A 19013-nucleotide genomic window follows, 5' to 3' on the forward strand; every position below is an offset into this window, starting at 1 on the left:
AGCGCGCGGCTTGCGTCATGCAACCATGATGCAAGCCGCTGTACTTCACGGCTACAGCGAACGCAGGAACGCCAGCAGCGCATCCCGCTCCGCTTTCGGCAGGTTGGCGAAGCGCTGGCGCGCCGCGCGGCCTTCGCCGTCATGCCACAGGATCGCCTCGGTCAGGCTGCGCGCCCGGCCGTCGTGCAGGTAGCCGGCCTGGCCGCCGTTGCCCATCACTTTCTCGGTATAGCCGATGCCCCACAGCGGCGCGGTACGCCACATGCTGCCCGTGGCCTGGCCTTCGGCGTAGTTGTCGGCCAGGCCGGTGCCCATGTCGTGCAGCAGCAGGTCGGTGTAGGGGCGGATGGTCTGGTTACGCAGTTCGGCGAACAGGTGGCCCGGACCGGTCTTCATCTCCACCGTGTGGCAGGCGGCGCAGCGCATGTCGGTGAACAGCCGTGCGCCGGCCGCGACCTGCTGCGGCTCGACCTTCAGTTCGTCCAGCGGCGCCACGCCTTTCGGAAAGCCGCTCGCCAGGCTGCGCTGGGCCGGCACCGCCAGCAGCGACAGGTAGTGCGAGATCAGCTGGAGGTCGGACTCGAGGATGCCGCGCTGGGTGCCACTCTTGGCGCAGCCGGCCGGATCGAAGTGGCAGCCGCGGTTGGGGTAGACCGGCGAGGTCACGCCCATGTCGGTCAGCAGGGCGGCCGCGGCCTGGTCGCGCAGCGTCGCCTTGGCGGCTTTCCAGCCGAAGCGGCCCAGGCGCACGGCGCCCGATTCCGGATCGAACACGAAGTTGGCCGTGCCCTTGACGCCGTCCGCGTCCGCGGCCGTGCGCACGCGTGCCAGGATGTCGGCTTCCGGCACCGCTTCCAGCAGGCCGACGCCGATCATCGGCTGGGCCGCGCGCAGCGACCAGGCCGCCGGCACCGGTCCGTCGAAGGCGAGCTTCGGCTTGCGCAGCTCGACGCTGCTGCCGTCGGCCAGCGTCACGCTGCGGCTGTCGAAGCCGGCCACGCGCACGGCCATGCCCCAGTCCTGCGGGGTGCCGTTGCTGGACGCCGCATTCATTTGCGCGGTGGTGCCGTAGACCGGGTGCACGAGCTGGCGCCCGTTGGCGTCGAAGGCCGCGGTGCGCACCGACATGCTGTCCAGGCGCTGGCCGATCGCGCCGGGGGCCGGGCTGCGGCCGTTGTTGACGTGGCAGCCGATACAGGCGGACTGGTTGAAGCGCGCGCCCTGCAGGCCGGCAATGGCCGGGTGCGGATCGTTGCCCGGCTCGTTGTGGGCGCCGCTGGTGAAATTGCTGTGCACCAGGCGGCGGCCTTCGACGAAGCGCTGCATGTTGCGCATGCCGGCGTGGGTGTGCGGCTGCTGGAACATGAACAGGGCGTTGTCCGAATAGTTGTACGACACCGAGCCGAGGCCGCCCGACAGCGTCGACTCCGGCAGCGGCTGCGTGTTCAGGCGCGGCTGCACCCCGTACCACGGGCGCAGGCCCTGGCCGACCACGTAGGCCCATTCATACGAGTAGTAGCGGATGCCGCCGCTGTCGCCGGCCGCGTTCATCGCCTCGCGGGTGCTGAACATCGAGGGCGAGACTTCGACCACGTCGCCGGCCACCAGCGCCCGGCCGGGCACGTAGCTGCCGTTCGGCAGGCCGTCGGCGCCGAGGCCGTCGTGCCCCGGGTAGTCCTTGATGCGCAACGTGCAGGCGCCGTTGATGCCGCCCGGGCTGCTCAGGTGCGGGCCGTTCGGATAGACCGCCGGCTTGCAGACGGTGACGTTGCGGTCGACCAGTTCGCCCGGCGACATCCAGCCGTAGCCGGTCACGCCGGGACGGTCGAAGCCGCGGAAGAAGGCGACGCCGCCGGGCAGGAAGTCGACCGTGGTGTACTGGTTCACGACCAGGGTCGGCTTGGTGACGCCGGCGACGCGGCTGTTGTCGATGATTTCGACGCCCCAGGTGCGGTTCTGGAAGTACTGCGGCACGAAGGTGAGGTAGTTGCCCGGTCCCTTGTCGAGGGGCAGGCCGGTGGCAGGATCGATCGTGTCGTTGGGACCGTAGCCGGCCTCGTTCCATTCCTCGCCGCGCTCGCGCCCGTGGCGTGCCAGCCCGCGCGCGCCGAAGCGGGTGACCAGGGTGCCGTCGGCCAGCGTGAACTGCAGGGTTTCGAGCGGCTGGTCGGCACCCGGCAGCGGCTGCATCGCGCTGCCGTTGGCGGGGAAGGGAAGGCTTGACGTCGCGTTGGCCGACAGGGTGTTGTCGCTGCCCGGCGACTTGAATTCGGCCTCGAACAGCGAGTAGCCGTAGGCGGTGGCGCGGGCGACGCCCTGCAGGCGCAGGTAGTGCGCCTGCACGCCGAGGTTGAAGAATTCCTCGGTGCCGCCATGGCCGTTGGTGACGTTGCGCACCTCGGTCCAGTTGCGGCCGTCGTCGGAAGACAGCAGCTTGTAGGCCTTGCCGTAGGCGCCTTCCCAGACCAGCCTGGCGTAGCCGAGCGGCGTGGGCACCCCGAAATCGAACTGGATCCAGGCGCCATCCTCGCGCGCGCTGGACCAGCGCGTGGCCGGGTTGCCGTCGATCGCCATCGGCGCCGCCATGCCCTTGTTTTCCACTGTGGAGGAGGTGGCGCCGGCCGGCTTGACGACGACGCCGGGCTGGCTCAGATCGGCCGGCAGCGGTGCCGGTGCCGGCGCCGCTGCCGGGGTGCCGGTGAAGGCCTGGATCTCGAAGACCGAGTAGCCGTACTGGGTCGAGCGCTTGATGCCCTGCAGGCGCAGGTAGCGGCCTTGCCCTTGCAGGCCGGTCCAGTCTTCGGCGCCGCCCTGGCTATTGGTCACGGACTTGATCGTGGTCCAGTTGCTGTTGTCGTCGGACACCTGCAGCGCGTACTCGGTGGCGTGGGCGCTTTCCCAATCGATATGCACGCGCGTGATCGTCTGCGGGCTGCCGAAATCGAGCACCAGCCATTGGTCGTCGCTGAAACCACTGCCCCAGCGCGTGGCGCCGTCATGGTCGATGGCGGCTTGCGGGCCGAGATCGCCGCGTTCGGATGCGCTGGCGCTGGCGGCGACAGGCGTCAGCGGCATTTCGGTGCCGGTGGTGCTGGCCGCGCTGCCGGCCAGCAGCCGGGTGCCGCTGTCCTGGGCCGGCTGGCCGGCGTCGCCGCTGCCGCAGCCGGCCAGCGCCAGTGTGAGCGCGAGCGCGAACGTCGAGGGCAGCGCTGTCTGCCAAGATGATGAAGTCATGGATGTTCCCCTGTGGAGCGCCTGAATGTGAGAACACCGTCCGTGCCTCGGACGGCGTGCAAGGTCGATCAAGTTGCTGTAAGGCAACTTAATACAAAGATAGTGAACGCTGAGGGGAATGTCAACCGTGCAAGTGAAATACACGTAAAAGACTTGCCAATACTGCATCGAGTATTGGAGAGATGGCCATGCTTGTGGTTGCTTGAACAAGGCACTGCCGGGCAGCAGGTGCCCGGCAGCTTGCCGAACGGGGGGCCGGTCGCGCCGGCCGCTGCGTCAGTCTTTGAGGTCGGCCGGCACCTTGCCGCCATTTGCCGCCAGCTTGTTCATCACCTGGCGATGCAGCCAGATGTTCATGCTGGCCGAGTCACTGGTATCGCCCGAGTAATTCAGTTCGGCTGCCAGTTCCTTGCGCGCCTGCAGGCTGGAATCCAGGCCCAGCAGTTTCAGCAGGTCGACGATCGAGCTGCGCCAGTTCAGTTGCTGGCCCGATTGTGCCTGCATGTTGGTCAGGATTTGTTCCACGTCCACTTGCTGGACGGCGGCTGGCGCGCTGGCGGCCGGGGCCGACTGCGGTGCAGCCTGCGGTGCGGCCGGTGCGGCGGCTGGCGCAGTACCTGCCGGGGCCTGGGTGGCGCCCGCGTTGGCCGGGTGACGCGAAGGGAAGATCTTGTGGAAGATATCGCCGAGAATGCCCATGTTGTTACCTCCTTGATTGGTGTTGGCGTTAGCGTTGGTGTTGGCCGGCGAGGCGGCGTCGGATCGGTTCTGGATGCCTTTTGCCATCGCGCCGAGTGCTACGGCGAGCGCAGCGCCGCCGATGGTCTTGACCAGGGTCGGGTGCTGGGCATAGAAGTCGCCCATGCGCTCGACGATGCCCGGATTCTGTTGTTCGGCCTTGGCGGCCAGCTCCTGCACTTGCTCCGGCGACAGTTGTGCCGCCTGCTCGGGCGATACTTTGGCCTGGTCGCCGCCCGCCAGGTTGCCGAACAGGCCGCCGGCGACCGAGGACAGCACGCCTGGGCTGATGTTCGACAGCAGCTGGTTCAGCATGCCGGCGCGCTGCTCGGGATTGCCGTTGCTGAACATCTGGCCGACCATCTGGCTGAACGGCGGCGTCTGGTCCGAGCGCAGTGCTTGGGTGACGCCCTGCGCTAGCGCGGCGAATGGCGAGTTCTGCGCCACGTGGTCGAAATCGTTCTCGGCCTGCGCCGGGTTGGCGTTGGCGCCACCGCCCAGGTATTGATTCAGCAGGTTGCCCAAATTAAATGACATTGGATTCTCCATTCGTGTAACAGTCGGTGTCGAGAATAAGCTGCCGGGCTGTATCGCTCCGTACGCAGACTAACGCTGCTCGTCGATTCGTCTTGCCGGCCAGACAGCTCATGGACAGCCGGGCGCTGCCCACGTAAGCTGGCGCCCATGACGCCCTATGCACCGCTGCTGCTGTTCCTGATCCTGTATGCCTGGACCACCTGGGCCTGGGGCGTGCCGGCCGTGGTCGGGCTGCTCTACCTGGCCGCCAGCGCGATCTGCTTCGCCGCCTATGCGCTCGACAAGTCGGCCGCGCGCCGCAAGGAGCGGCGCACGCCGGAACGCACGCTGTTGCTGCTGGGGCTGGCCGGCGGCTGGCCGGGCGGCCTGCTGGCCCAGCAATGGCTGCGCCACAAGACCGTCAAGCAGCCGTTCCGCCGCCTGTTCTGGATCACGGTGGCGGTGAATGCCGGCGCCTTCGTCTGGATGGCGCGCAGGCTGCTGGCGCCCATCGACTGAACGGACACGACTGGAGGCATGCGCATGTGGCCATACCCCAAGGTTCTCGCCCACCGCGGCGGCGGCACCCTGGCGCCCGAAAACACGCTGGCCGGCCTGCGCCGCGGCATGGCAGCGGGTTACCGCGCGATCGAATTCGACGTGATGCTGGCGCGCGATGCCGTGCCGGTAGTGCTGCACGATCCTTTCCTCGGCCGCACCGTGCCCGGTTCCGGCCACGTCTACGACTACGACGCGCAGGAACTGGCCGCGATGGATGCCGGCGGCTGGTTCGCGCGCGCCTACGAGGGCGAGCCGGTGCCGCTGTTCGTCGAGTTCGCCCAGTTCTGCAAGGCGCACGGCGTGTGGATGAACATCGAGATCAAGCCGGCGCCGGGCTACGAAATCGAGACCGGCGGCACGGTCGCGCGCATCGCCGCCGCGCTGTTCGCCGACGAGATCGCGGCCGGCGAATCGGCGCGGGTGCCGCTGCTGTCGTCCTTCAGCCAGCTGGCGCTGGAAGCCGCGCGCGAAGTGGCGCCGCAGCTGCCGCGTGCCTGCCTGATGAGCGAACTGGCGCCCGACTGGGAGCGCCGTGCGCGCGAGGTGGCGGCGGCGGCGATCCACACCAACCACCGCCACCTGACGCCGCGGGGGGCTGCTGACGTGAAAACGGCCGGCTTCGGCCTGTTCTGCTATACGGTCAACGAGCCGGCACGGGCGCGCGAGTTGCTGGGCTGGGGCGTGGAGGCGTTCTGCACCGACCGCATCGACCTGATCGGCCCGGATTTCGCCAGTTGATCTTCCTGCAACAGCAGTTGGCGCGGACTGCTATTGAGTGTCAATAGCTACGCTATAATCGTTTTCCTTTATATAGCATGCTGCCTTCATCCGCCCCTACGACATGAAATCCACCGAAATACGCGAAAAGTTTCTCAAGTTCTTTGAGTCCAAAGGCCACACGATCGTCCGCTCCAGCCCGCTCGTGCCGGGCAACGACCCGACGATGTTGTTGACCAACAGCGGCATGGTGCAGTTCAAGGACGTGTTCCTGGGCCTGGATACGCGTCCGTACAAGCGCGCCACCACCGTGCAGCGCTGCGTGCGCGCCGGCGGCAAGCACAACGACCTGGAAAACGTCGGCTACACCGCGCGTCACCACACCTTCTTCGAAATGCTGGGCAACTTCAGCTTCGGCGACTATTTCAAGCGCGACGCGATCCACTTTGCCTGGGAACTGCTGACCAAGGTCTACGCACTGCCGGCCGAGAAGCTGACCGTCACCGTCTACTTCGAAGACGACGAAGCCTACGACATCTGGGCCAACGAAATCGGCGTGCCGAAAGAGCGCATCATCCGCATCGGCGACAACAAGGGTGCGCGCTACGCCTCCGACAACTTCTGGCAGATGGCCGACACCGGCCCCTGCGGTCCGTGCACCGAAGTGTTCTACGACCACGGCGCCGACATCTGGGGCGGTCCTCCGGGTTCGCCGGAAGAAGACGGCGACCGCTTCATCGAGATCTGGAACCTGGTGTTCATGCAGTTCAACCGCGACGAGCAGGGCGTACTGACCCCGCTGCCGAAGCCGTCGATCGACACCGGCATGGGCCTGGAGCGTCTGGCCGCGGTGCTGCAGCACGTGCACTCGAACTATGAAATCGACCTGTTCCAGGCGCTGATCCGCGCCGCCGCCCGCGAAACCGGCACGACCGACCTCGAGTCGAAGTCGCTGCGCGTGATCGCCGACCACATCCGCGCCGCCTCCTTCCTGATCGTCGACGGCATCATCCCGAGCAGCGAAGGCCACGGCTACGTCCTGCGCCGCATCATCCGCCGCGCGCTGCGCCACGGCCACAAGCTGGGCCAGACGAAACCGTTCTTCTTCAAGCTGGTCGAGGACCTCGACATCGAGATGGGCGACGCCTATCCGGAACTGCGCGAAGCGAAACAGCGCGTGATGCAGACCCTGAAGGCCGAGGAAGAGCGTTTCGGCGAGACCCTGGAAAACGGCATGAAGATCCTGGAAGCCCAGCTGGCCAAGGATCCGCAGAACCTGGATGGCGCCACCGCCTTCACCCTGTACGATACCTACGGCTTCCCGCTCGACCTGACCGCGGACATCTGCCGCGAGCGCAACGTCACGCTGGACGAGGCCGGCTTCGCCGCCGCCATGGAGCAGCAGAAGAAGACGGCGCGCGCCGCCGGCAAGTTCAAGATGGCGGCCGGCGTCGAGTACGCGGGCGAGAAGACCAAGTTCGTCGGCTACGAGTCGCTGGTCCACAACACCCACGTACTGGCCCTGTATGCGGGCGGCGTGTCGGTGCAGGAACTGCAGGCCGGCCAGGACGGCATCGTGGTGCTGGACACCACCCCGTTCTATGCCGAGTCGGGCGGCCAGGTCGGCGACAAGGGCGTCATCAAGGCTGCGGGCGGCCTGTTCGAAGTCGAGGACACGCTGAAGATCCAGGCCGAGGTGTTCGGCCACCACGGCGTGCTGCAGTCGGGCTCGCTGAAGGTGGGCGACACGGTCGATGCCCAGGTCGATGAAGTCAAGCGCGCGCGCACCATCCGCAACCACTCGGCGACCCACCTGATGCACAAGGCGCTGCGCGAAGTGCTCGGCTCCCACGTCCAGCAGAAGGGTTCGCTGGTCGATCCGGACAAGACCCGCTTCGACTTCTCGCACAACGCCCCGCTGACCGCGGAAGAAATCGCCAGGGTCGAGCAGATCGTCAACCGCGAGATCCTGGAAAACCACGCGACGCAAGCCCAGCACATGTCGATGGACGACGCCATCAAGCACGGCGCCATGGCGCTGTTCGGCGAGAAGTACGGCGACACCGTGCGCGTGCTCGACATCGGCTCGTCGAAAGAGCTGTGCGGCGGCGTCCACGTGACCCGCACCGGCGACATCGGCCTGTTCAAGATCGTCTCGGAATCGGGCGTGGCTGCCGGCATCCGCCGCGTCGAAGCCGTGACCGGCGAAGGCGCGCTGGCGCTGGTGCAGGCGATCAACCGCAAGCTGACGGAAGCCGCCGGCGCCCTGAAGACCAGCCCGGATGAACTGCCGTCGCGCATCGCCCAGGTGCAGGACCAGGTGAAGTCGCTGGAAAAGGAAATCGCCGCGCTCAAGTCGAAGCTGGCTGCAGGGCAGGGCGACGAGCTGGTGACCCAGGCCATCGACGTCAACGGCATCAAGGTGCTGGCGGCAACGATGGAAGGCGCCGACGTGGCCGGCCTGCGCGAAACCATGGACAAGCTGAAGGACAAGCTGAAGACGGCCGCCATCGTGCTGGCTTCGGTGGCCGACGGCAAGGTCAGCCTGATCGCCGGCGTCACCGCCGACGCCACCGGCAAGGTCAAGGCGGGCGAGCTGGTCAACTTCGTCGCCAAGCAGGTCGGCGGCAAGGGCGGTGGCCGCCCAGACATGGCCCAGGCCGGCGGTACCGATCCTGCTGCGCTGCCGCAAGCGCTCGCGGGCGTGGCCGGCTGGGTGACCGAGCGCGTCGGCGCGTAAGCCGCAGCACGCCCGATGGGTAGTGGGGTAGCGTGGACGGCAGAGCCGCCCACGCTACGCCTACCACAAGCTTTCTATCCAATTCTATCCAGCCGTCAATTCTTCCCCGCTGTCAAGGTCTTGTTGTTGTTGCAACACAACACGGGTATCGTAATTTGATGCGCCGCGTCATAATCCTGCAATTGGAGTAGTATGCACAGTGCAGGGCATATGCCCGTCAACACGCAGGCAATATCGATGACTGAAACCATAATCGACCCCGGTACCATCGAGTATCGGAAGGATCTGGACGCGCGCGGCCTGAGCTGCCCGCTGCCGATCCTCAAGGCCAAGAAGGCGCTCGCCGAACTGGCAAGCGGTGAAGTGCTGCGGATCGTGGCTACCGACACCGGCTCGGTACGCGACTTCCAGGCATTCGCCAAACAGACCGGCAACGCGCTCCTGGCGCATACCAATCTCAACGGCGAATTCACGTTCTGGTTGCGTCGCAAGTAACCGAACGTCAACGCTCCTTCGACGTCCCGCAAGGCGGGGCAAGCGCCCCGTCAAGCTTCTGATCTTTCCCTGAAAAAATGACCCCAGTGTAAATTAGGGGAATTCCTCTAAGTCAAAATCGCACGATCGTGCTTTAATTCTGCTCTGAACGGAATTTGCTTTTATAATTCGGATCATTTTAGTCAGTCACTTATTCATTTTCCAAAGGCCCACTATGAAAGTCCTGGTACCCGTCAAACGCGTGGTCGACTATAACGTCAAGGTCCGCGTCAAGTCCGACGGCAGCGGTGTCGATATCGCCAACGTCAAAATGTCGATGAACCCGTTCGACGAGATCGCGCTGGAAGAAGCGACCCGCCTCAAGGAAGGCGGCAAAGTGACCGAAATCGTGGCAGTGACCTGCGGCGTGACCCAGGCCCAGGAAACCCTGCGCACCGGCATGGCGATCGGCGCCGACCGCGGCATCCTGGTCGAGACCGGCGCCGAGATCGAGCCCCTGGGCGTGGCCAAGGTCCTGAAGGCACTGGCCGACAAGGAACAGCCGCAGCTGATCATCCTCGGCAAGCAGGCGATCGACGACGATTCGAACCAGACCGGCCAGATGCTGGCCGCGCTGCTGGGCTGGCCGCAGGCGACCTTCGCCTCGAAAGTGGTGCTGGAAGACGGCAAGGTCACCGTGACCCGCGAAGTCGACGGCGGCCTGGAAACCGTGGCCCTGACCCTGCCGGCCATCGTCACCACCGACCTGCGCCTGAACGAGCCGCGCTATGTGACGCTGCCGAACATCATGAAGGCCAAGAAAAAGCCGCTCGAGACCATCAAGCCGGAAGATCTGGGCGTCGACGTGACCCCGCGCCTGAAGACCCTGAAAGTGGCCGAGCCGGCCAAGCGCTCGGCAGGCATCAAGGTGCCGGACGTGGCGACCCTGGTGGCCAAGCTGCGCACCGAAGCCAAAGTCATCTAAATAAAGAATACAAGGGAATATCATGGTCGCACTCGTAATTGCAGAACACGACAACGCCGCGCTGAAGGCGGTCACCCTGAACACCGTGACTGCGGCTGCCCAATGCGGCGGCGAGGTCCACATCCTGGTCGCCGGCTCCGGCTGCGGCGCTGTCGCCGAACAGGCCGCCAAGGTGGCCGGCGTGTCGAAAGTGCTGGTCGCCGACGCGCCGCACTTCGCCGATGGCCTGGCCGAGAACGTCGCCGAGCAGATCCTGGCGGTCGCCGGCGCGTATTCGCACATCCTGGCGCCGGCATCGGCCTTCGGCAAGAACGTGCTGCCGCGCGTTGCCGCCAAGCTGGACGTGGCCCAGATCTCGGAAATCACCAAGGTCGATGCGCCCGACACCTTCGAGCGCCCGATCTACGCCGGTAACGCGATCGCCACCGTGCAGTCGCTAGATGCCGTCAAGGTCATCACCGTGCGCGGCACCGGCTTCGACGCCGCAGCAACCGAGGGCGGCTCGGCTGCCGTCGAAACCGTGTCGTCGGTGGTCGATTCCGGCAAGTCGACCTTCGTCGGCCGCGAACTGGCCAAGTCGGACCGTCCGGAACTGACCGGCGCCAAGATCGTCGTCTCCGGCGGCCGCGGCATGGGCTCGGGCGACAACTTCAAGATCCTGGAACCGCTGGCCGACAAGCTGGGCGCCGCCATGGGTGCTTCGCGTGCCGCAGTCGACGCCGGCTACGTGCCGAACGACTGGCAGGTCGGCCAGACCGGCAAGATCGTCGCCCCGACCCTGTACATCGCCGTCGGCATCTCGGGCGCGATCCAGCACCTGGCCGGCATGAAGGATTCGAAGACCATCGTCGCCATCAACAAGGATCCGGAAGCGCCGATCTTCTCGGTGGCCGATTACGGCATCGTCGGTGACCTGTTCGAGGTGGTGCCGGCGCTCGTGAACGAGCTGGGCTGATCATTTGCCGAAGGTGGATGGCATGCATGTCCACCAAGCTATCAACGTCGTTCCTGCCTGCGCGGGAACGACGTTGTCATATGTAACGTCTAAATAGAACATTCAGGAGACCAAGGTGAGCTATAACGCCCCGCTGAAAGACATGCTGTTCGTCGTCAACGAACTGGCCAACCTGGCCGAGATCAACCAGCTGCCCGGCTGCGAGGACGCGACCCCGGATACCGTCGAAGCGGTGCTGGAAGAGAGCGCGAAATTCTGCGGCGGCGTGGTTGCCCCGCTGAACCACTCCGGCGACAAGGAACCGAGCTTCTGGCACGACGGCCAGGTCACCACCTCGAAGGGCTTCAAGGAAGCCTTCCGCGCCTTTGCCGACGCCGGCTGGCAGGGCGTGCAGCACCCGGCCGAGTTCGGCGGCCAGGGCTTGCCGAAGCTGGTCGCGACCCCGTGCATGGAGATGCTGCACGGTGCCAACCTGGCGTTCGCGCTGGTCGCCCTGCTGACCGACGGCGCCATCGAAGCGCTGCTGACCGCCGGCACCGACGAGCAGAAAGCCCGCTACATCGAGCCGCTGATCAGCGGCCGGTGGACCGGCACCATGAACCTGACCGAGCCGCAGGCCGGTTCGGACCTGGCCGCGGTGCGCACCCGCGCCGTGCCGCAGGGCGACGGCACCTACAAGATCTACGGCACCAAGATCTACATCACCTACGGCGAGCACGACATGGCCGAGAACATCATCCACCTGGTGCTGGCGCGCACCCCGGACGCGCCCCCGGGCGTAAAGGGGATCTCGCTGTTCATCGTGCCGAAGTTCCTGGTGAATGACGACGGCTCCCTGGGCGAGCGCAACGATGCGCACTGCGTGTCGATCGAGCACAAGCTCGGCATCAAGGCCAGCCCGACCGCGGTGCTGCAGTTCGGCGACGGGGGCGGCGCCATCGGCACCCTGGTCGGTGAGGAAAACCGCGGACTGGAATACATGTTCATCATGATGAACGCGGCCCGTTTCGGCGTCGGCATGCAGGGCGTCGGCCTGGCCGAGCGCGCCTACCAGCAGGCTGCCGCCTTCGCCAAGGAGCGCGTGCAGTCGCGCGCCGTCGAGGGTTCGAGCGGCCCGGTCGCCATCATCAACCACCCGGACGTGCGCCGCATGCTGATGTCGATGCGCGCCCAGACCGAGGCGGCACGCGCGCTGGCCTACGTCGGCGCCGGCCTGTCGGACCTGGCGCACAGCCATCCGGACGAAGCGACGCGCAAGGCCAACCTGGCGGTCTACGAATACCTGGTGCCGGTCATCAAGGGCTGGTCGACCGAGATGAGCGAAAACGTCGCGCGCGACGGCGTGCAGGTGCATGGCGGCATGGGCTTCATCGAAGAGACCGGCGCGGCCCAGCACTACCGCGATGCCAAGATCCTGACCATCTACGAAGGCACGACCGCGATCCAGGCCAACGACCTGGTCGGCCGCAAGACCGTGCGCGACGGCGGCGCGGTGGCGAAGGCTGTCATCGCCCAGGTACGCGCCACCGAAGCGCAGCTGGGCGAACAGCAGGGTGCCGATTTCGCTGCCATCCGTGGCCAGCTGGCGGCCGGCAGCGCGGCTTTGGCGTCCGTGGTCGACTTCGTGGTCGCGAATACCAAGTCCGATCCGCGCGCCGTGTTCGCCGGCAGCGTGACTTACCTGAAGCTGGCCGGCATCGTGCTGGGCGGCTGGCAGATGGCGCGCGCGGCGCTGGCCGCGCAGCAGAAGCTCGACGGCGGCGACGGCGACGCGGCGTTCTACCGCGCCAAGATCGCCACCGCGCGCTTCTTTGCCGATCACATCCTGTCGCAGGCGGATGGCTTGCGCCATGCGATCGTCGAGGGCAGCGCCGGCGTGCTGGCGCTGGAAGTCGACCAGTTCTGAACCGGGCGGCTTTGCAGGCGTCGAGAAGCGGCCCCATGTGGGCCGCTTTTTATTTCTAGGCCGCCAGCGCCGCCCTTGCCACGTCCGACTCGCCGCTCAACCTGAGGATATCCGTCAGCATCCGCAGCGGAATCGACTGGCCCATCGCGACCATGCCCGCGTCGTTCGGGTGCAGGTGGTCGCCCGAATCGTAGGCGGGCAGCATGCGCGCGGGGTTGGCCGGGTCGCGCACGGCCGCATCGAAGTCGATCACGCCATCCCACTCGCCGCTGCTGCGGATCCAGTTGTTGACCGCCTGCCGGATGGCCTCGCGTGCCGGCGTGAAATAGCCGGCGATCGTGGTGTCACCGAACGGCGTGATGGTGGCGCCGTAGATGTTGAGCGACTTCTCGCGCGCACGCGCGATCAGCTGCCGGTAGCCTTGGAGGAGCGCCGGCTCGCTGACTTCCTCGGACGCCGGCGAGATCGACACCGGCTGGCCGAGGTCGTTCACGCCGAGCAGGACGATGACGGCTTCCACGCCGGGCTGGGCCAGCACGTCGCGGTCGAAGCGGGCGAGGGCGGCCTGGCCGAACAGCGGACCGATCCCCTGGAAGTCGCCGATGGTCGCATTTCCCGGATTCAGCAGGCGGTTGCCGCCGATGCCGGCGTTCACCACGCCGAGGCGGAACAGGCGGTCGTACTGGCGCAGGCGCAGCGACAGGATGTCGGGCCAGCGGCGGTTCGCGTCGACGGTCGTGACCGCGCCGTCGGTGATCGAGTCGCCCAGGGTGACGATGGCCCCGGCGCGGCTCGTCCAGACGCTGACTCCGCTCAGGAAATGCCAGGATGTCGTGGTCGACGCATCGGCGAGGGTGGGGGCGCCGGCCGCATTGCCGGCCACGATGTAGTTGGTCTGGAACGCCGAGCCGTGCAGGGTGGTCGCGGTGGCCGGCTGCGGCAGGTAGATGCTGATGGCCAGGTCGACCAGCGGCGGCAGGTCGAGGTCGACCGGGTCGGAGAGCGCCGGCGCGCCTGGTGGGATCACGATCGAGGGCTGGCCCCCGAAGGTCAGCACGCGGCCGGTAGCGGGATCGATGCTGCTGCCGGCCGTACGGCGCGCGACATGGGCGGCGCCGATGGTCAGCGGCGTGGTGCCGAACTCGTTGGAAAAGCACACGCGCACCCGGTTGCCGCCGATGCTGGTATGGACGATCTGGCGCAGCGTCTGGTTGGTGAGCTCCCTGGGCGCCGGCTGCGGGGAAATCGCCGCGCCGGTAGGGGAGGCGCCCCAGGTGCCGACCCAGCGGTCCGCGGCCCACAGATCGCCGGATCGGTCTTGGGCCACGGCCGGTCCGGCGAACGGGGCTGCCGCCAGCGCCAAGGGCGCCGCCGCGCCCAGCCTGAGGAAGCTGCGTCTGCCGTTCGGCCCGGTCGTGTTGCTGGTGTTCCTGTGCTTGTCCATCTCGGTCTCCTCTGGTCGACAGGTGGTCTGCGGGATCGCTGACACGAAAGATCAGTATAGAGAGGCGGTTTGCGCGGACAGTGGAGCGCGCTAGGACAACTTCTATAGCCGCGTTCAGAAACTACCCAAAAAGGGTTCGGAAACGACCGAAAACAGCAGATGCTTGATGAGTCAGGTTGTCGAAGCAGGCACCTCAGTCGACTGGCCGGGTAAGCGCCGCCGTATAGCCACCGGACAGGCCCGACAAGCGGCCAACGTATTTCATCAAAGAATATTTAATGATGAGACATATTCTGCGTGTGAAATTTGCCTAAAGCCATGTACGGGAAGATTTAGTATGGCTCAAAGCGGACTCATCCAAAGAGGATAACTTGGAATCCAGGCCGTGCATGAGCCAACGCGGCCTACCTTCCAAGTCGGCTCATTGAGGAGAAGCATCATGGGTACCGAACAATACAAGGACGACCGCGACGACGACAAGGATTGCGGCCACGACCACGGCCACGACCACGATGACGACAAGGGCCACGAGCACGACCACCATAAATTGTGCAAGTGCAGGAAGGAGCGCGACGAGTACAAGAAAGAACGCGACGATTACAAGAAGGAGCGCGACGGCTACAAGAAGGAACGCGACGATTACAAGAAGGAGCGCGACGAGTACAAGAAGGAAGGCGACGAGTGGAAGAAGGTGGCCTGGAAGTACAAGAAGGAGCGTGACGAGTACAAGGGCTTTCTGCGGGCTGCCCTGGAGCGCCTGGGCGTCGCGGTGCGCAAGCTGGATCACCTGCTCGATGATCTCGTCGATGACAGCAAGAAGATCGGCAAGGACCACGACAAGGACGATGACAAGGGTGGCGACAAGGAGCACGGCAAGGGCGACGACTGATCGTGCACCGGCGGTCCTTGCGGGCCGCCCCGTGCCGCCGCACCTTCCGGGCGGCACGGTGTCCGATGACCGACGCGCCAGTTCTGTCCTTGTATCCGAATGCGGTCCGGCGAATTGTTGTGCCGTTCCGACCCGGAAAAGGCATTGCTGGCGCACTTGAGTTTCCTTAACCGGAATGCATGAGACGACCTCCTAGAATTCCCGACTACGCACCCCGCATACGCGTCTCCGGGTGCATGGCCAACCAAAGGAGCGTCCATGTTTTCCATGAAGCCCAGTACGCCGTTGCCGCTGTCGATTGCGTTTGCGGCGCTGTCCACGCTGGCCGCCTGTGGCGGCAGCAGCCATTCCAGCCCGGTCGCGGTCGATCCGCAACCCCCGGCCCAGCCCGCGCCGACCCCGCCCACCCAGCCGGCCCCGCCGCCGCCGGTCGATCCGGCGCCCACTCCCGGCTCTCCCGAACTCACGCTCGAACCCGGCTATACCTCGATCTCGTCCACGACCAGTTTCAGCCAGCCCAACTGGCCGGCCTGGAGCCACAGCGGCACGGCCAGCGTCGACGGCGTCGGCTGCGCCCAGAGCGAGACTTACCATACGCACGCCTTGCTGACGGTCTACCGCAACGGCGTGCGCCTGGCGCTGCCGGATTCGATCGGGCGCGGCAGCGGCTGCAACTATGAAATGCACACCCATGACGGCTCGGGCGTGCTGCACATCGAGACCGACGTGCCGCGTACCTTCACGCTGGGCCAGTTCCTGTCGCTGTGGGGGCAGGGCATCGGCGGCGGCGCGGTGCTGGGCATGCCGGGGCCGGCCCGCTACTATCTGATCAGCAACGAGAGGATCGCGCCGGTCACGACGGACCCGGCCGCGATCCCACTGGCGGCGCAGACGGAAATCGTCGTCATCCTCGGCACGCCCCCGGCCGCCTTGCCGCGCTATGACTGGGCCGGCAGCGGCCTGTAGCACACGGCAGCGATTCAGCCGTAGGCGCCGCCCGTGTACAGCAGGTCGAACAGGCGCGCGATGGTGGCGATCAGGGCGGTGGCGCCGACCAGCATGGTCAGCACCAGCAGCAGGGCCAGCGGCCAGTGCGAATGCGAGGTACGGCCGTTGCCCGGGTTGCGGCGCGCATCCCAGCGCTCGTCCGGCGTCAGGCCGATCACCAGTGCTTCGAGGAAGCCGGCGAGCCAGGACAGGATCAGCGGCAGCAGCACATAGAAGGGGTTGGGTGCGTGGCCCATGCCATAGACCAGGCCGGCCACCGGGATGCTGCACAGGTGCAGCAGGCCGATGCGGTCGACGCTGCCGTTCAGGTAGAAGCGGTGCGCGCCCACGCCGCCGAGCAGGAAGGCGAGGGCGGTGGCGAAGGTCTTGTTCTTGTGCGGCTGCATCGGCTGTGGCGACTTGTCGTTGTGGAAAGGAAAGCCGCCAGTATCGTTCAAAATTGTTCTTGAAGCACGTTGTTTCCAGCATGCCTGCAGAGGGCAATCTCGGTGGGCATCTTCAAGGGCAGGTAGCGCTCTAGCACAAAATAAGCGATAATGCTGGATTCGGCCGGGACTGCGCCCCCAGCTAATGTTACTTTTTAGATAAACGCTTGCTGTTGCACGGCGTGGCGGGCTATAATCGTCGGCTTTCTCCGTCCAGTACATTTTTTGGAAATATTATGGTCGTTATTCGTTTGGCTCGTGGTGGTGCAAAAAAGCGCCCGTTCTACAACATCGTTGCAACCGATTCGCGTAATCGTCGCGATGGCCGTTTCATCGAGCGCATCGGTTACTACAACCCGATGGCTTCGGGTCAGGAAGTTGGCCTGAACATCACCGCTGACCGTCTGGCCTACTGGCAAGGCGTTGGCGCACAACTGTCGCCGACCGTTGCTCGCCTGGTCGCTGGCCAGAAGCCGGTTGCCGCTTAATAGCGCGATTCAACTAGCAAGGTAGTACTGGTTTGACCGATTCAGCAGCAAACTCGCCACAGCCGGAAATCACGGCGGTTCCCGACGACCTGATCCAGGTCGGGCACGTGACCGGCGCCTACGGGCTGCGCGGCGCGATCCGTGTGACGCCGTATTCGCTGGATGCGGATGCGCTGCTGAACGTAAAAACCTGGTGGCTGGACAAGCCGTCGCTGCGTGCCGTCAAGGTACGGACTGCAAAGTTCCACAGCGGCGACGTCACCGCCACCTTGGTCGACTTGAGCGACCGCGATCTGGCCGAGGCGCTGAAAGGCGCTACCGTGCAAGTCTCGCGCGCCGATTTTCCGGCACTCACGGAAGACGAATATTACTGGACCGACCTGATCGGCATGGACGTGGTGAACCTGCAGGGCGAAGCCCTCGGCAAGGTCACCGACATGATGCACAACGGTGCACAGTCCATCCTGCGCATCACGCCCGCGCCTGCGGCCGATGCGCCTCTCGATGCCAAGGTGGAAGAGCGCCTGGTGCCGTTCGTGGACCAGTTCGTCAAGACCGTCGACCAGAATGCAAAACTGATTACCCTGGATTGGGGTCTGGATTATTAATCCGCTCCCGATCACGAAGCGAGGTCCCGATGCAGTTTGACGTCGTGAGCTTGTTTCCCGAAATGTTTGCGGCGTTGACGCAGTCGGGTGTGACCCGGCGCGCGCACGAGCAAGGGCTGTGGAACCTGTCGATCTGGAATCCACGCGATTTCACGCAGGACCGTCACCGCACCGTCGACGATCGCCCCTACGGCGGCGGTCCCGGCATGGTGATGCTGGCCCGCCCGCTCGAAGCGACCATCAATGCGGCAAAGCAGCGCCAGATCGACCTCGGCTTGCCCGCGCCGCGTGTGGTGTTCATGTCGCCGCAAGGCAAGCCGTTGACGCACGAACGTGTGATGGCATTGAAGGACGAGCCTGGACTGGTCGTGTTGTGCGGCCGCTACGAAGCGGTCGACCAGCGCTTGCTGGACCGGGTGGTCGATGAGGAAATCTCCCTCGGCGACTTCGTGCTGTCCGGCGGGGAAATCCCGGCGATGGCATTGATGGATGCCGTGGTGCGGCATATTCCCGGTGTGCTGGGCGACGATGCCTCGGCGGTCGAAGACAGTTTCGTCAACGGCCTGCTGGATTCGCCGCATTACACGCGTCCGGAAGTGTACGAGGGCGTGGCCGTGCCGCCGGTGCTGATGGGCGGGAACCATGCCGAGATCACCAAGTGGCGGCGCCAGCGCATGCTGGAGGCGACCGCGAAGAAACGGCCCGATCTGCTGGACAAGGCGCGCCGCGCCGGTCAGCTGAACAAGGCCGACGAGAAATTCCTGGCAGGCCTGGTCGCGGAAACGGACCAGCCTGCCAGATAAGCGATTTGCACAGGCATCAGCTTGTGCGAAAACTGCGGGCAGTTGCCCGTGTGTTCAACCCCATCCTCTACCGGGCTCATAACCTGAGTGCAAGCGCCGGCAAGATGGCTTTTGGAGTGTTAAAAATGGATCTGATCCAGCAACTCGAGCAAGAAGAAATTGCGCGCCTCGGCCGCAACATCCCTGATTTCGCACCGGGCGACACCGTTGTCGTCAGCGTCAACGTCGTCGAAGGCAACCGCAAGCGCGCCCAGGCATACGAAGGCGTCGTCATCTCGCGTCGTAACCGCGGCCTGAACTCGAACTTCATCGTTCGCAAGATCTCGTCGGGCGAAGGCGTCGAGCGTACGTTCCAGCTGTACTCGCCGCTGATCGCTTCGATCGAAGTGAAGCGTCGTGGTGACGTGCGTCGTGCGAAGCTGTACTACCTGCGCGAGCGTTCGGGCAAGTCGGCACGTATCAAAGAAAAACTGCCGAACCGCAAGGTCGCTGCGACTACCGCTCAGTAATCGCTTATGGTGT

The 19013-nt window shown here is 65.5% G+C and carries 17 protein-coding genes; 13 read left to right on the forward strand and 4 right to left on the reverse strand.

Annotation, left to right across the window (positions count from 1 at the left end):
- Window positions 1–51: 51 nt before the first annotated feature.
- Complete coding sequence (locus FBX97_RS01475; RefSeq protein WP_141828488.1) at window positions 52–3234, reverse strand: di-heme oxidoredictase family protein; 3183 nt, start codon at window positions 3232–3234, stop codon at window positions 52–54.
- A gap of 276 nt (window positions 3235–3510) precedes the next feature.
- Complete coding sequence (locus FBX97_RS01480; protein WP_141830762.1) at window positions 3511–3933, reverse strand: DUF3597 domain-containing protein; 423 nt, start codon at window positions 3931–3933, stop codon at window positions 3511–3513.
- 723 nt (window positions 3934–4656) lie between these two features.
- Here FBX97_RS01480 and FBX97_RS01490 point away from each other — a divergent pair.
- The 7 genes from FBX97_RS01490 (at window position 4657) to FBX97_RS01520 (ending at window position 12826) form a co-directional block, all read left to right on the forward strand.
- Window positions 4657–5007 carry a DUF1294 domain-containing protein gene (locus FBX97_RS01490; protein ID WP_141828489.1) on the forward strand — a complete coding sequence of 117 codons (351 nt, stop codon included), beginning with the start codon at window positions 4657–4659 and terminating at the stop codon, window positions 5005–5007.
- 24 nt (window positions 5008–5031) lie between these two features.
- Window positions 5032–5787 (forward strand): glycerophosphodiester phosphodiesterase, encoded by a 756-nt coding sequence (gene ugpQ, locus FBX97_RS01495; RefSeq protein ID WP_141828490.1) that lies wholly within the window; start codon window positions 5032–5034, stop codon window positions 5785–5787.
- Between the two features lie 103 nt (window positions 5788–5890).
- Entirely contained in the window at window positions 5891–8506 is a 2616-nt protein-coding gene (gene alaS, locus FBX97_RS01500; protein WP_141828491.1) for an alanine--tRNA ligase, read from the forward strand.
- 237 nt (window positions 8507–8743) lie between these two features.
- The gene (locus FBX97_RS01505; protein WP_185748527.1) at window positions 8744–9001 is read left to right on the forward strand and encodes a sulfurtransferase TusA family protein; all 258 of its coding nucleotides are present in this window, start codon (window positions 8744–8746) and stop codon (window positions 8999–9001) included.
- 214 nt (window positions 9002–9215) lie between these two features.
- A complete protein-coding gene (locus FBX97_RS01510; RefSeq protein WP_141828492.1) occupies window positions 9216–9965 on the forward strand; it encodes an electron transfer flavoprotein subunit beta/FixA family protein in 750 nt (249 codons plus the stop codon).
- Window positions 9966–9987: 22 nt separating this feature from the next.
- On the forward strand, window positions 9988–10920 hold the full coding sequence (locus FBX97_RS01515) for an electron transfer flavoprotein subunit alpha/FixB family protein (protein WP_141828493.1): 933 nt from the start codon (window positions 9988–9990) through the stop codon (window positions 10918–10920).
- Window positions 10921–11035: 115 nt separating this feature from the next.
- A complete protein-coding gene (locus FBX97_RS01520) occupies window positions 11036–12826 on the forward strand; it encodes an acyl-CoA dehydrogenase (protein ID WP_141828494.1) in 1791 nt (596 codons plus the stop codon).
- Between the two features lie 55 nt (window positions 12827–12881).
- Here FBX97_RS01520 and FBX97_RS01525 read toward each other — a convergent pair whose 3' ends face one another.
- Entirely contained in the window at window positions 12882–14270 is a 1389-nt protein-coding gene (locus FBX97_RS01525; RefSeq protein WP_141828495.1) for an SGNH/GDSL hydrolase family protein, read from the reverse strand.
- Between the two features lie 439 nt (window positions 14271–14709).
- Between FBX97_RS01525 and FBX97_RS01530 the strand changes: the two genes are divergently transcribed.
- Both FBX97_RS01530 and FBX97_RS01535 read left to right on the forward strand, forming a co-directional pair.
- On the forward strand, window positions 14710–15159 hold the full coding sequence (locus FBX97_RS01530) for a DUF4337 domain-containing protein (RefSeq protein WP_141828496.1): 450 nt from the start codon (window positions 14710–14712) through the stop codon (window positions 15157–15159).
- Between the two features lie 258 nt (window positions 15160–15417).
- Window positions 15418–16125, forward strand: coding sequence for a hypothetical protein (locus FBX97_RS01535; protein ID WP_141828497.1), 708 nt, complete (start codon window positions 15418–15420; stop codon window positions 16123–16125).
- 14 nt (window positions 16126–16139) lie between these two features.
- Here the strand turns inward: FBX97_RS01535 and FBX97_RS01540 are convergent, their stop codons facing one another.
- A complete protein-coding gene (locus tag FBX97_RS01540) occupies window positions 16140–16553 on the reverse strand; it encodes an NINE protein (protein WP_141830768.1) in 414 nt (137 codons plus the stop codon).
- Between the two features lie 275 nt (window positions 16554–16828).
- On the opposite strand from FBX97_RS01540, the gene rpsP reads away from it, so the two are divergent.
- The 4 genes from rpsP to rplS all read left to right on the forward strand — a co-directional run bounded on the left by rpsP (window position 16829) and on the right by rplS (window position 19000).
- Complete coding sequence (gene rpsP, locus FBX97_RS01545; protein WP_141830771.1) at window positions 16829–17080, forward strand: 30S ribosomal protein S16; 252 nt, start codon at window positions 16829–16831, stop codon at window positions 17078–17080.
- Window positions 17081–17112: 32 nt separating this feature from the next.
- Window positions 17113–17688 carry a ribosome maturation factor RimM gene (gene rimM, locus FBX97_RS01550; protein WP_255517246.1) on the forward strand — a complete coding sequence of 192 codons (576 nt, stop codon included), beginning with the start codon at window positions 17113–17115 and terminating at the stop codon, window positions 17686–17688.
- A gap of 29 nt (window positions 17689–17717) precedes the next feature.
- Window positions 17718–18491, forward strand: coding sequence for a tRNA (guanosine(37)-N1)-methyltransferase TrmD (trmD, locus tag FBX97_RS01555; protein ID WP_141828498.1), 774 nt, complete (start codon window positions 17718–17720; stop codon window positions 18489–18491).
- A gap of 125 nt (window positions 18492–18616) precedes the next feature.
- On the forward strand, window positions 18617–19000 hold the full coding sequence (gene rplS, locus FBX97_RS01560) for a 50S ribosomal protein L19 (RefSeq protein ID WP_141828499.1): 384 nt from the start codon (window positions 18617–18619) through the stop codon (window positions 18998–19000).
- Window positions 19001–19013: the final 13 nt, after the last annotated feature.

Source organism: Herbaspirillum sp. SJZ107 (genome assembly GCF_006715485.1).
Classification (GTDB): domain Bacteria; phylum Pseudomonadota; class Gammaproteobacteria; order Burkholderiales; family Burkholderiaceae_D; genus Telluria.

Excerpts from the sequence above, each read along its gene's own strand:
- FBX97_RS01475 (WP_141828488.1), bottom strand. The coding sequence starts at position 3,234 with ATGACTTCATCATCTTGGCAGACAGCGCTGCCCTCGACGTTCGCGCTC.
- FBX97_RS01480 (WP_141830762.1), bottom strand. The coding sequence starts at position 3,933 with ATGGGCATTCTCGGCGATATCTTCCACAAGATCTTCCCTTCGCGTCAC.
- FBX97_RS01490 (WP_141828489.1), top strand. The coding sequence starts at position 4,657 with ATGACGCCCTATGCACCGCTGCTGCTGTTCCTGATCCTGTATGCCTGG.
- ugpQ (WP_141828490.1), top strand. The coding sequence starts at position 5,032 with ATGTGGCCATACCCCAAGGTTCTCGCCCACCGCGGCGGCGGCACCCTG.
- alaS (WP_141828491.1), top strand. The coding sequence starts at position 5,891 with ATGAAATCCACCGAAATACGCGAAAAGTTTCTCAAGTTCTTTGAGTCC.
- FBX97_RS01505 (WP_185748527.1), top strand. The coding sequence starts at position 8,744 with ATGACTGAAACCATAATCGACCCCGGTACCATCGAGTATCGGAAGGAT.
- FBX97_RS01510 (WP_141828492.1), top strand. The coding sequence starts at position 9,216 with ATGAAAGTCCTGGTACCCGTCAAACGCGTGGTCGACTATAACGTCAAG.
- FBX97_RS01515 (WP_141828493.1), top strand. The coding sequence starts at position 9,988 with ATGGTCGCACTCGTAATTGCAGAACACGACAACGCCGCGCTGAAGGCG.
- FBX97_RS01525 (WP_141828495.1), bottom strand. The coding sequence starts at position 14,270 with ATGGACAAGCACAGGAACACCAGCAACACGACCGGGCCGAACGGCAGA.
- FBX97_RS01530 (WP_141828496.1), top strand. The coding sequence starts at position 14,710 with ATGGGTACCGAACAATACAAGGACGACCGCGACGACGACAAGGATTGC.
- FBX97_RS01535 (WP_141828497.1), top strand. The coding sequence starts at position 15,418 with ATGTTTTCCATGAAGCCCAGTACGCCGTTGCCGCTGTCGATTGCGTTT.
- FBX97_RS01540 (WP_141830768.1), bottom strand. The coding sequence starts at position 16,553 with ATGCAGCCGCACAAGAACAAGACCTTCGCCACCGCCCTCGCCTTCCTG.
- rpsP (WP_141830771.1), top strand. The coding sequence starts at position 16,829 with ATGGTCGTTATTCGTTTGGCTCGTGGTGGTGCAAAAAAGCGCCCGTTC.
- trmD (WP_141828498.1), top strand. The coding sequence starts at position 17,718 with ATGCAGTTTGACGTCGTGAGCTTGTTTCCCGAAATGTTTGCGGCGTTG.
- rplS (WP_141828499.1), top strand. The coding sequence starts at position 18,617 with ATGGATCTGATCCAGCAACTCGAGCAAGAAGAAATTGCGCGCCTCGGC.